Annotated in this window: 9 protein-coding genes; 5 read left to right on the top strand and 4 right to left on the bottom strand. The window is 39.8% G+C overall.

The genetic code is table 11. The features are described from left to right. Positions 1–191 precede the first annotated feature (191 nt). Entirely contained in the window at positions 192–1262 is a 1071-nt protein-coding gene (locus tag AC1EKB_RS01220; protein ID WP_481248622.1) for a metal ABC transporter solute-binding protein, Zn/Mn family, read from the top strand. Positions 1263–1346: 84 nt separating this feature from the next. Here AC1EKB_RS01220 and AC1EKB_RS01215 read toward each other — a convergent pair whose 3' ends face one another. After that, the gene (locus tag AC1EKB_RS01215; protein ID WP_481248621.1) at positions 1347–1964 is read right to left on the bottom strand and encodes a pyroglutamyl-peptidase I; all 618 of its coding nucleotides are present in this window, start codon (positions 1962–1964) and stop codon (positions 1347–1349) included. Between the two features lie 369 nt (positions 1965–2333). Here AC1EKB_RS01215 and nox point away from each other — a divergent pair, with 369 nt between their 5' ends. Continuing rightward, positions 2334–3674: a H2O-forming NADH oxidase gene (nox, locus tag AC1EKB_RS01210; protein ID WP_481248620.1), complete on the top strand. Its 1341-nt coding sequence runs from the start codon at positions 2334–2336 to the stop codon at positions 3672–3674. A 234-nt stretch (positions 3675–3908) separates the two neighbouring features. Next, positions 3909–5042, top strand: a complete 1134-nt coding sequence (locus AC1EKB_RS01205) for a 4-hydroxybutyrate dehydrogenase (RefSeq protein WP_481248619.1) — start codon at positions 3909–3911, stop codon at positions 5040–5042. 162 nt (positions 5043–5204) lie between these two features. Here the strand turns inward: AC1EKB_RS01205 and AC1EKB_RS01200 are convergent, their stop codons facing one another. The 3 genes from AC1EKB_RS01200 to AC1EKB_RS01190 form a co-directional block, all read right to left on the bottom strand. Continuing rightward, entirely contained in the window at positions 5205–5858 is a 654-nt protein-coding gene (locus AC1EKB_RS01200) for a TenA family protein (RefSeq protein WP_481248618.1), read from the bottom strand. A gap of 299 nt (positions 5859–6157) precedes the next feature. After that, positions 6158–8236: a YhgE/Pip domain-containing protein gene (locus AC1EKB_RS01195; RefSeq protein ID WP_481248617.1), complete on the bottom strand. Its 2079-nt coding sequence runs from the start codon at positions 8234–8236 to the stop codon at positions 6158–6160. Next, complete coding sequence (locus AC1EKB_RS01190; RefSeq protein ID WP_415694269.1) at positions 8226–8969, bottom strand: ATP-binding cassette domain-containing protein; 744 nt, start codon at positions 8967–8969, stop codon at positions 8226–8228. The genes AC1EKB_RS01195 and AC1EKB_RS01190 overlap by 11 nt, the downstream gene beginning before the upstream one ends. A gap of 707 nt (positions 8970–9676) precedes the next feature. Between AC1EKB_RS01190 and AC1EKB_RS01185 the strand changes: the two genes are divergently transcribed. Beyond that, entirely contained in the window at positions 9677–11425 is a 1749-nt protein-coding gene (locus tag AC1EKB_RS01185) for an ABC transporter ATP-binding protein (RefSeq protein ID WP_481248616.1), read from the top strand. 261 nt (positions 11426–11686) lie between these two features. Then, entirely contained in the window at positions 11687–12235 is a 549-nt protein-coding gene (locus AC1EKB_RS01180) for a type IV toxin-antitoxin system AbiEi family antitoxin domain-containing protein (RefSeq protein WP_481248615.1), read from the top strand. Positions 12236–12339 lie beyond the last annotated feature (104 nt).

Genomic DNA, 12339 nt, shown 5'->3' with positions numbered 1-12339 from the left:
ATAGCAATTTTAACTTATCTAACAAATCGCACATATAATTCATGGATAGGCTATCGTGAGGTATCGAAGTGCGCGACACAACTGTTAATAAATGAATATTATAATAGAATGGTATTTATATTGCATAAGCAAGCTACAACAAGTTTTAACGAGTGCTAATGCTAATAACAACTTATGGAAGGGGCGCAAAGATGTGCGAAAATATTTTTCATTTAACTCGCGCAAAGAAAATATGCAAAGCTGTTTTAGCGTGCATAATTGTTCCATCAATGTTGATTGGTATAGCTGGGTGTGGCGCAAGCTCGCAATCTTCCAAAACTCCAACACAACCCAAAAAAGAAGTTAAGCAAATTAAGGTTGTTTCCACTCTTGAATCTTGGGCAAGTTTGGCTAGAGAAATCGGCGGAAACGATGTTGAAGTGCAATCTATAATCAGCAATCCAGATACCGACATCTCTGCATTTAAGCCATCTAGCAAAGATTTGCAAAAGCTGTATTCTGCGCAAGTCGTTGTGTCAAATGGCGCTGGCTACGATAGTTGGGTTGCAAAGCATACGTCTAAAAGCAGCGAGATTGTAAACGCAGCCTCCACAGTCGGCGCACTAAATGGCGATAACCCTTATCTTTGGTTCTCAAAAGATGCTAGAAACGAGATGGCTTCTAGCATTTGCAACGCTTTTTCTAAAGTCCTTCCTTCAAAAAAGAAGGTTTTTGCTAAAAGACTTGACGCAGTTAAATCGCAAGAAAATAAGCTTGATGAATATCTTGCAAACTTTGCTAAAAGTCACAAAAAGTTTAAGTACGCTTCAATAAATCCTGTTCTTTTCTGGCTTATGTCTGATATGGGCATTAGCGATTCTGCGCCTAAGGCATACGCTCAGCAAGTAGCGCAAGGCGAAGAAGTAGACAAAGCTAATATAGATGAATTCCAAAAGCTTATTGAAGAGCGAAAATTCGACGTACTTATAAGCAATAGTCAGCGTAAAGGCGACGATATTAGCATTTTGACTGGGACTGCTGGCAGAAGCTACACATCTGTAATGTGGGTTAATGAGCTTATGCCAACGTATGCAACAGATTTAAGAAAATGGGTTATGAAGATTTGCGAAGACATTGATAACGCAAGCAAAACTACGACCGATATGCGCAAAGATTTAGCAAAGCAAGAAGCTGATCAAAAGAAGCCTATTACCGAGAAGCCGACTGTTTCTCAGCCAGATCCAAGCAGGTCTAACGAGGGCCAGCAAGATCCTGGAAAGTAGGCGCACGCTTGAGAATGCGTAGATAATAAATACTTCATACTATTTATTAGCAATTACTTACGATTATTAGCAATTAGTTACGAATTAAAGATTTGCTGGCGATTTATCTGCAATCACTCGCAACGCAACTTCAATACCTCGAAGCATATCAGCTAAACTCATAGAACTCGTACTAGGCTTATTGAGAATCTGCTCAGGCAAATACGGAACGTGAATAAAACCGCTCTTAATTGGCAATTTTTTAGTCTGGCAATAATTACAAACACTGTAAAGCACGTCATTACACACGTACGCGCCAGCAGAAAAAGACACAGCCGCAGGCAATTTTGCTTTATTTAAAGCATCAACTATGTTCACAACTGGCAAAGTCGCTTTATAAGCCACATCACCATCCTGCACAACAGGCTCATACCAAGGCTTATATCCACTATTATCTGGTATGCGCGCAGCTCTACAGTTAATGCCAACATACTCAACGTTAAAACAAGCAGAACCGCCAAATTGCCCTAACGAAAGCACAGCATTAGGGCGGACTTCCTCTATTTTCTCAATAACTTTTTGCGCGCCCTTGCTAAATTCCGTAGGAATCTGCAAACGAATAAGTTCCACACCCTCAGGCGCATGCACTGATTGTGCAATCTCCCACGAAGGATTTATAGACTCATTATCAAACGGCGTAAAACCAGTAATCAAAATACGCATTAAAATACCCCCTCATACAACTCTTACTTATCAAGCTTTATCAAACTTTATCAAACTTTATCAAACTTTATCAAAATGCATTGCAAAAACTGTATATACGTATATACACTAATGCACTTGTATAGAACATTCATGATTCTATTACTTACTTCATGTTCATAGCAAAGTTTAAATGGTAATTACAACTTATACAATAATCAAAAACAACACACCTAGACTCACGATTAGCAAGACTCGTCTTAGTGTAATATGATTGTCTACTGGCGCGTGCTTAACGAACAATGTTGTTAACAGCGCGCATATAAAACAATATAAATAAACCATATAAATACAGATAAATCAAAAATCAATGACGAAAAGAGATTACCGATGACCAAGATTATTCAAATTGGCGCAAATCATGCTGGCACTGCCTGCGCTAACACCATTTTGAGCTACCCAGGAAACGATCTTACAATCTACGATCAAAATAGCAACATTTCCTTCCTTGGCTGCGGTATGGCTTTGTGGATTGGCAAGCAGATTCAAAGCAGCGATGGCCTGTTCTACCAGAAGCCAGAAGATTTCGTTAAAAAAGGCGCAAAAGTAAATCTGGAAAGCAAAGTTCTAGACATTGATTATGCAAAGAAAGAAGTTACTGTAGAGCTTAAAGACGGCACTGTTATTCACGATTCTTACGATAAACTCGTTCTAGCTACTGGCAGCCTTCCAAACAAGCCGCGCATTAAGGGCATTGACTTGGAAAACGTGCAAATGGTAAAGCTTTTCCAGAATGCGCAAACTGTTATTGCAAAGCTTCAAGAGCGCGATTTCCATAATGTTGTGGTTCTTGGCGGCGGCTACATTGGCGTTGAACTTGCGGAAGCTTTTAAGCGTTTGAACAAAAACGTGACTCTTATTGATATGGAAGACCATATTCTTAACGGCTACTTTGACCCAGAGTTTTCCGATAATTTGAAGAAAATTATGGAAGATAAAGGCATTAAGTTTGAGCTTGGTCAAACTGTTGAAGAGATTGTTGGAGATACTGAAGTCAAGGCTGTTAAAACAAGCAAGGGCACTTACGAAGCCGACATGGTGATTTGCGCTATTGGATTCCACCCGAATGTTGCTCTTGGAAAAGATCATTTGAAGCAATATGAAAATGGAGCTTTCCTAGTTGACAAGAAGCAGCAGACTTCCGACCCAGATGTGTACGCTATCGGCGACTGCGCTACAATCTATGACAACGCTCGAGACCGCGTAAACTACATTGCGCTCGCCACTAATGCCGTTCGCAGCGGCTTGATTGCAGGCCACAACGTTTGTGGCACTCCTGTAGAAACTGAGGGCGTGCAAGGTTCTAGCGCAATGATGATTTACGATTACAAGCTTGTTTGCACTGGTTTGAGCTTGACCGCCGCTCAAAAAGAGGGCATGGATGTTGATTACGTTGATTTTGAGGATACTCAAAAGCCTGCATTCATGGAAGTTGAGAATCCAAAGGTGAAGATTCGCATTGTTTACAAGAAAGACACTAAGGTGATTGTTGGCTGCCAGCTGGCTTCTAACTACGATATGTCTGCAGCAATCCACCTGTTCTCACTTGCTATTCAAAAGAAGGTCACGATTAAGGAGCTTGCTTTGTGCGATATCTTCTTTATGCCTCACTTCAACCAGCCATACAACTACATTACGATGGCAGCTTACACGGCTTTGTTGAAGGGCTGATTAGTTTCTGATTGGTTTAGGCTGAATCGCTTTTTATTGATTAGCTTAGGCTGAATCACTTTTTGCTGATTAGCTTATGATTAGCTTATGATTAGCTTAAATCGCGTTTATTAAACCAAGCAATTTGTTCTATAATGGAGCAGTTGCTTGGTTTTTTAATCATCCGCGCACAAATCGCGAACCAAAACGCGCATATTAGCGTAAGACGTACAAATTAAAACAAAGGAGTCTAGGATGAAACAGCTCTCTATTAAGCCAACTATTCATAAATTTGAAAATACGAGCGATTTTGCGCAAGAATTTAAGCTTGGCGAAGACGATTTGGTTATTACAAACAAGTACATTTGGGAGCCTTATTTTGGCAGCTTGAACCTTGATTGCAATGTGATTTTCCAGGAAAACTACGGCAAGGGCGAGCCAAGCGACGAAATGGTTGATGCGATTGTTCGCGATATTCACACTACCCCAAAGCGCGTGATTGGCATTGGCGGCGGAACCGTTTTGGACATTTCCAAGGTTTGCGCTTTGAAGCAAACAAGCCCACTCGAAGACTTGATTGATGGCAAGATTCCTGCGCAAAAAGGCGCGGATCTTATTCTTGTTCCAACTACTTGCGGAACTGGCTCCGAAGTTACCAACGTTGCCGTGTTCTCTCTTACAAAGCGCAACACTAAAAAGGGCTTAGCAAACGATGCTTGCTACGCTACAGACGCAGTTCTTATTCCAGAATTATTAAAGAGCCTTCCAGATTACGTTTTCGCAACCAGCTCTATTGACGCTCTTACTCATTCGATTGAGTCTGCGCTCTCCCCTATTGCAACCGAGCTTACAAAAATGTTTAGTTACAAGGCTTGCGGGCTTATTTTGCAAAGCTATATGCGAGTTGTTAAAGAAGGCAGCAGCGCAAAAAGCCAAGTTGTAAGCGACTTGGTTTCTGCAAGCCTTTACGCTGGCATTGCTTTTGGTAACGCTGGATGCGGTTGCGTGCACGCTATGGCTTATCCGCTTGGCGGCACTTTCCACGTTGCTCATGGCGAAACAAATGCTGCTCTTCTTACAAGCGTTTTGCGCTACTATGCTAAGCATGATGCAGAAAACAGTACTAGCGCCGAAAACACTGAGCTTTCTAAGCTTTTTGACTTTATGGCAAATATTCTTGAATGCCAAAAGGCAGATGTATTAGATAAGCTTGACGAAGTTCTTAACACAATTTTGACTAAGCACAAGCTTCACGAGTATGGCATGAGCGAAGATATGATTCAAAGCTGGGCTGCAAGCGTTGTTAAAGAGCAGCAACGACTTTTGAAGAATTCGTACATGCATATGAGCGAAGATGCTATTGCCGAAGTTTACGCATCTACTTTCTAAAATATAGTTAACAGTGAGATTTTCAATTATTAACGAAAATTTCTCATCTTCTCAAAGGTAGACCCTACAAATCTTGTAGGGTCTATTTTTATTCTCACAGCTTGCTTACTTCGTTAGATTTCCATCCGTTAGATTTCCGTCCATTCGTTAGAATGCTGTTCGTTAGATTGCCGCAGGAGTCTCATACGAATTATCGAAGAACATGCGCTCCAGCTTTACTGAACGCGCAAAATATTCTCGAGCAATATCAGCATCCTTAGGACCAATACGATCCAACTCATCACGCAAGAACCCTACAAACTTGTGGAATCCTTCATAATCATGCAGGTCGATCCACTGGTAATGAACCTTGCGTTCAGGACGCTTACCTTCAGCGTTTGATGCCCACGTAAGATATATCCATTCCGTAACGTTTAACACGGCTAGCACGGCAGCATAATGTCCACTGTGAGCCGCGTCTAAAAACATCTTTTTAAATTCGCGAGTTGCTTCAGTGTCTGGAATTTTATTGCGGAAAGATTCAGGAGTATTAAATTCGTTAAACGCATCCACAAAATACGTATTCTCATCTCCCGCTACCTCACCAATATATTTCGAAAACACGAGACGAGAATCAAGTGTGTCTGCTGTCGTAACTGCAGCACCAAGCAAAGCCAAGAAACTATCTAAAAATCGGTAGTCTTGAATTAAATATCCAGCTAATACAGCATCAGGAATAGTGCCCTCAACTAACTCGTTAACAAAACGATGATGAATAGCAGCATCCCATGTTTCGATATTCTCATTTTTTAATTCGTCGGTAAATCGTGCAGTCATTGACACGTCCTTTCCCTCTGTAACTCATATAAGCACTTAGGTAGCTTAATATAATTGCGCATAGTTGCGTTAGCCATACCAGTTACGTCATATACGGTTCACATATAGTCGTATAGTTATGCACAACCGAGCACTGCTCGTACACCTAGCTGAACAACTACGCTAGTATGAACAATATCATAAGTAGTCATACTTAACTTGGGTACAATTTGAGCAGCACTCGGTTGCAATTTTTATATTATGGCAACTTCAGTAACTTCAGCAATCACAGTAATTACTCCCTACTCATTGTCGTATTCTCACGGCTCAAGCGTTATTACTGGATGCAAATCAAACATTGTTACAGTACGCTTCATACGCGCAACAATGCTTGTTATTGCAATTGCAATCACACCGAAAAGTACAAGAATTCCAATGCTGGATGTTATTGCGCCACTGTTCCTTCCAGCCATTGCTTGACGAAGCCCAAGAATCGAGTACGTCATAGGCAAATATGGATGAACTGCTCTAAAGAACGATGGCGTCATTTGCACTGGGAAAGTTCCTGCAGAGCTAGTGATTTGCAGCATAAGCAGAACAATCGCAACTATTCTTCCTGGAATCTTAAACACTGCCATAATCATTTGCATTATAGCCATAAAGACTATTGATGCTATAATCCCCAGCGCGTAGAATGCACCAACATTATCGATTTGCAACTTCAACGCTCCTTGAACAACGCCCATAAGAATAATCGCTTGCACTACGCCCATAATCACAAACGGAGTCAAGCTAATAAGCGCGCTTTTAAGCGGATTCATGCCATTAAGTATTGCTCGCCTATCCATAACCCTTAAAACAAAGGTTGCCATAAGCGCGCCAACCCAAAGTCCTATAGAAATAAAGTAAGGCGCAAAGCCAGTTCCGTAGTTTTCAACATGCGAATACTCGTGCTCTTTAAGCGCAACTGGCGAACTCATCATCTTGCTTTTTTGCTTAATATTGTTGATTTTGCTAGAGTTTTGTGCGCTTTTAAGACCTTCATGCAACTTTTTAGCTCCATCAACAAGCTTTGGAGTATTTTCAGAAAGCTTTTGAACTCCAGAATTCAATTGACTTGATCCATCAACTATTTTTGCAGACCCAAGCGCAGCAGAATTAATACCATTATTGAGCTTTTCACTGCCGTTGCTTACAGCGCTAAGGCCTTCCGCCAGCTTATTTGCTCCAGCGGAAAGCTGCGACGAGCCACCTCGAACGCTTGATATTCCTTTAGAAACGGCGTCAACTCCAGCTTTTATCTTCAAGCTCCCAGAAGAAAGTGCTCCAGCACCTTGGCTCAATGCCGAAAGATTCGTCTCTAAGAGCTTAGAATTTTCGCTTAATCCTCCTGCAAGACCTTGCAATTTTTCTAACACAAGCTCTTTTGTTACAAGCGGATTTTGCGCTTCAACAAGCAATTGAGCAAGCTGATTTTTTGTAGCCTCGTTTCCAGCCTTAACATGCTGTTCAAGCTGCGCACTAGAATCCGAAAGCTTTTGCGCACCATTATATAGTTCGTCTGTAGCGTTATATAACGTTTGCGCTCCACTATTTAGCTGATTTGCACCATTTGCCAAATCGTTAGTTTTTTGAGCTAAGAATTGCGCTCCATCTTTGCTTTGCGCATTTGCATTTTTAAGCGATTGCGCTCCTTTTTGAAGCTCACTTAATCCGTTTTGTAGTTTTTGCAAAGATTGAGTAAGCTTGATCGATCCATCAGCAAGCTTATCTACTCCGCCATTAAGCGATTGCATTCCAGCGCTTAAATCTCCAGAACCACTCACTGCTGAATTAAGAGAATCAGAAGCAGAATTTACTTTTTCAAACATATGCTCCCAATATTCTTGAACAATCGCCTCACTAATTTCGCTTCGCATAGTGCGGAAAGCAGTTTTACCGATTTGTGAAGCCAGCATATTGCTTGCTTGATCATACTTTACGTGAAGCTTTGCTTTAGTTGGCGTATCGTATTGCGCGGAAGTAATGCACTTACTAAAAGACGATGGAATAGTTGCTACCATAAAATAATCGCCATTTTTAAGGCCTTTATTTGCTTTAGCACTATCTACAAAGTTCCACTGGAATCCTTCACTTCCATCTTTTTGATTCTTTAAACGATTCTTGATTTCATGGCCAATATTGCGCATTTTGCCGTTTATCATCGCACCGTTATCTTCTACAACAACAGCCACAGGCACAGTATCCAAAGTCTTATAAGGATTTGTAAACGCCCATAAATACAGCGACCCATATAAAAGTGGGATTAAGGCTACTGTTCCAATAACAAGCTTTCGAGCTTTACCTTTTATAGCATTATTTAATTCACGAAACGCAAGAACAATAGTATTAACGCGCATTCTTACCATCTCCATTTTTATTAAGCTCAGAATCTTCGCTGTAACTTGCGCGACTTAGCCTTAAAACTTGATCCGCTTGCTTTTCTAACTCGCTTTGCAAAACTCCCACGCAGCACGAGCAAAAGTGTTTGCTAACGTATGCGCGAATATCTGCGAGCAAGCATTCACTTTGCTCACTTGTAAGCTCAGTTTCTACATCGTCTACAAAAAGAATCCACGGCTTTTTTAGCAAAGCAAGTGCGATTCCCAATCTCATTCGCTCGCATGGTGTTAGATCACCAATAGCAGTTTCTCTAGGAGATAATACTTTCCAATATGCTAATAGGTTATACGCGTATTGATGCAGTGCTTCGCGATTTTTAACATTATTCTTGTATTGTTCACGGAAAAGCGGTGATGCGCTCGCGAGTTTTAGCTCGCTCATAAGCGCTTCTTCTATTGTTTGAGTGTTGTAGAATTCGTTGATTCCGCTAAATAATCCGAGTCCAACGTATTGACGTGATTCTTTTGTGTCTGCTGGAAGATTCAAGTTTGCGATTTTTAACATTCCATTCGTAAACTTCATGTAGCCCGACAATGCTAGTAGTAGAGCAGACTTTCCAGAGCCGTGTTCGCCCGATATTGCAACAATTTGATGAGGCTCAACTTTTAATGACACATCCCAAAATGGAGTTCTTGTAAATCTTTTTAATCCTAATTCTTTCGCTTCTATAAGCGTTTGTTCTTCTTGCATAATTTGTTTGCTGCAAAATACCGATGGTATACATTTCTAAATGGTATACATTTTTAATGTTGCTATCGAAATTGCTGTGCATTCCTCCTTTGTGTTTAACTAATATTTTTCAATTTTCAATTTTCAATTTTGTTTCAATTTTGTTTCAATTTTCAATTTTTAATTTTTATTGATTTTTTATTTTTGATTGTTGATTTTCGACTCAATCTTCACTTTGATGCTGTTTAAATTCGATTTTTGCAGCCACTTATATTGCATTATTGCAACAAAATTGCGTAAAACAAAGAACTAATTATTTTGTTAATTCCTTGCGAACACCTTCATGGTACTCTTCAAGGTGAACAAATACTAACTTATTTTTGAACATTTTGTTCATTTGTCTATATTTTAGCTATAAAAACACGCTATATATAACAAAATCTCACATTTTTGATTTAATCATGTTACTTCTAATATTATTTCTAGATATTATTTATGGCGAGCATTACGTATAAGTGTGTTTAAGTATTTATATGTGTTGTCATGTGTTGTCAAGTAGATAATTGTGACCAATCAGGGTAAGTATGATAATGTAGCTTTTAATGTTTTGTAGTAAGCGAATCGGCAAAACAGAAGCGAAAATGCTAGCTACAAAAATACCATTAGAGAAAAATAGCAGAAATATCAAAATATCAAAATAGATATAAAGGAAGTGAGAGGTAGCGAGAATGAGCAAAACTGACAATACGGCAAATCAGCAATCATCCAAACTACATCCCGACGTAAAAAATTACGTAAAACTATTTTTCAAAGAAAACAAGCTTGTAGCTTTTCTTTCGATGATAGTTTTTATTGCCTTGTCTGTGATTTCCACTGCTATTTCTTGGATTTTGCAAATTATTTTCGACTACATGGCAGGTAAAGGACCCCACTCTTTAACTACTATTTTGCTGCTTTGTGTTTCCCTTATGCTGGCAATCTCCCTGATTTTTGCGTTGAAGCGCAGCGCATACCCTCGCTTTCTTGAAAAAGCAATGAATCAGTATAAAGAGTCTGTTATCAAGAAGCTTTTGAAAAAGAGTTATAGTGATTTTTCGCTTGCAAATTCTGGCACGTATCTTTCTGTTCTTACTAATGATTGCGAGCGCATTCAAGAAAAGTATTTGAAGAAGATTTTTGACTTTGTTCAAGACGTTCTTATGCTTGTAAGCTCGCTAGCTCTTATGATTTACTACAGTCCGCTGCTCACTGTTATTGCTCTTATTGTTTCTGTGCTTCCAATGGCGTGCTCGATTCTTACAGCTAACGGAATTGCCACTCGCGAGGAGCAGGTTTCTAAGTCGAACGAGTCTTATACGGCCCTAACGAAGGATGTTTTGAACGGCGTTTCGGTTATTAAGAGTTTTAAGGCGGAGCAGGAGGTTATTGATCGCTACAAAAATCAGTCGATGGAGCTTGAGCATACAAAGAATCTTCGCGAAAAAACGATGACTACTGTTTCTGCTCTTGGCACGATTTCAAGTCTTGGGACTCAGCTTGGCGTAATGCTTGTTGGCGCTTGGATGGTTAACGCTCATATTGGTGTTATTACTGCTGGAATGGTTTTAGCTTTCACTAATTTGATGAATGGCGTACTTCAGCCTATTGCAAGTCTTCCACAAATGCTTGGCGAGATGAAGGGTGCTAAGAAGCTTATTAGTAAGATGGCTGATTATATGAGTAACGCTAAAGAAGATTCTGGCGAGATCATTGACGATTCTATTAAAAGCGTTGTTTTGCGCGATGTTTCGTACGCTTATGACGCGGATCATAAAGTCTTGAAAAACGTAAATCTAACTTTGCAAGCTGGAAAATCTTACGCAATAGTAGGGCCTTCTGGTGCTGGTAAGAGTAGTTTGATTAATCTGCTTATGGGCTACTACAAGGATTATAAGGGTAGCGTGCAGCTGAATAATCACGAACTTAGCAATGTGAGCAAGAGTTCGCTTTACGATAAGACGACTCTTATGCAGCAGTCTGTGTTTATGTTTGATGCTTCGATTTTAGACAATATTACGCTTTTTAAGCCGTTCCCAGATGCGGAAGTGGATCGCGTGATTCACCTGGCTGGCTTGGATGATTTGATTGCTGCTAAAGGCAAAGACTATCAGTGCGGCGAGAACGGTAGTCATCTTTCTGGCGGCGAAAAGCAGCGTATTGCTATTGCGCGAAGCTTGCTTAAAAAGTCCGAGATTCTGCTGGTTGACGAGGCAACTAGCGCATTGGATAACGAGACAAGCGCGAACGTAATGCAGTCTATTTTGGATTTGCAAGGAATTCTTCGACTCGTGGTAACTCACCGCTTAGATGCTAATTCTCTTAAGCAATATGATGAGATTCTTGTGATGAAAAGCGGCGAGCTTATTGAGTGCGGAAGCTTTGAGGAGCTTATGAATCAGAAGGCTTACTTCTACTCGCTTTACACTGTGTCTATGTGAGTCTGTTGAGCTGGTTTGGATTGGATTGGGCTTAGCTTACGCATTTGATAAGTTTATGCTGATATAACATATGAAATCAGCGTAAACGTGTCATTAAGTAGGTGGGCGGTAATCACAGAATCTTATTAACGTAAAGCGTGATAGTAATCTTGATAGTAAAATTTAATATAATTCATCCAATCGTGCTAATATAAGTTACAATATATGCACGAAAGGACGGTGACTATTATCACTACATTATTAAACGCTAATTGCAGCAATATGGTTACTTTGAAAGAAGCAAAATCTTGCGGACTGTCAAAATATAAGTTTTATAAATTTGTTAAAGATAATGAACTAGAACAGTTAAGCGGTGGAATATACGCGTCTAAAGACTCGTGGGTAGATGAGTTGCTTCTTATTCATAAGCGTTCACCATCCGCTGTTTTCTCTCACGACGAAGCTTTCTTTTGTCATGGATTGGTTGATATGGAGCCAATTACTCACACTATTACTGTTTATAGTGGTTTTAATGCTCACAGGCTTAAAGCATCGTGCAATGTGAAAGTTTATAGCGTAAAAAAAGAATTGCTTGAAGTTGGAAAGATTTTAGTCACGGATAATCTCGGTAATAAAGTACCAATGTATAATCTTGAAAGAACTGTCTGTGACGCGTTTAGAAGCAGAAATTTAATTGAGATTCAGGAATTTAATACAATCTTAAAATCTTATATTGCTAGACCAGACAAAGATCTTAATTTGTTGATGGAATATGCGAAACTTTTTAGAGTAAACAATGTTGTTCGCAAGTATTTTGAGGTGTTACTTTAAGTGGGTTTAACTTCCAATAACTTTAACTTACAATATGTCAACCCAGTTTTGTCTAGCATGAAGTATTCTATGCACCATAACCGTTTTGTTCTCTTCGCAAATTT

The sequence above is a fragment of the Gardnerella sialicivorans subsp. sialicivorans genome (assembly GCF_056746795.1).
The sequence above is the reverse complement of the archived record's forward strand: the minus strand, read 5'-3'. Positions and strand labels throughout refer to the sequence as shown.

Bases quoted from the DNA above. Each gene is read 5' to 3' on its own strand.
- AC1EKB_RS01205 (WP_481248619.1), top strand. From the start codon at position 3,909: ATGAAACAGCTCTCTATTAAGCCAACTATTCATAAATTTGAAAATACG.
- AC1EKB_RS01180 (WP_481248615.1), top strand. From the start codon at position 11,687: ATGGTTACTTTGAAAGAAGCAAAATCTTGCGGACTGTCAAAATATAAG.
- AC1EKB_RS01185 (WP_481248616.1), top strand. From the start codon at position 9,677: ATGAGCAAAACTGACAATACGGCAAATCAGCAATCATCCAAACTACAT.
- nox (WP_481248620.1), top strand. From the start codon at position 2,334: ATGACCAAGATTATTCAAATTGGCGCAAATCATGCTGGCACTGCCTGC.
- AC1EKB_RS01200 (WP_481248618.1), bottom strand. From the start codon at position 5,858: ATGACTGCACGATTTACCGACGAATTAAAAAATGAGAATATCGAAACA.
- AC1EKB_RS01215 (WP_481248621.1), bottom strand. From the start codon at position 1,964: ATGCGTATTTTGATTACTGGTTTTACGCCGTTTGATAATGAGTCTATA.
- AC1EKB_RS01220 (WP_481248622.1), top strand. From the start codon at position 192: ATGTGCGAAAATATTTTTCATTTAACTCGCGCAAAGAAAATATGCAAA.
- AC1EKB_RS01190 (WP_415694269.1), bottom strand. From the start codon at position 8,969: ATGCAAGAAGAACAAACGCTTATAGAAGCGAAAGAATTAGGATTAAAA.
- AC1EKB_RS01195 (WP_481248617.1), bottom strand. From the start codon at position 8,236: ATGCGCGTTAATACTATTGTTCTTGCGTTTCGTGAATTAAATAATGCT.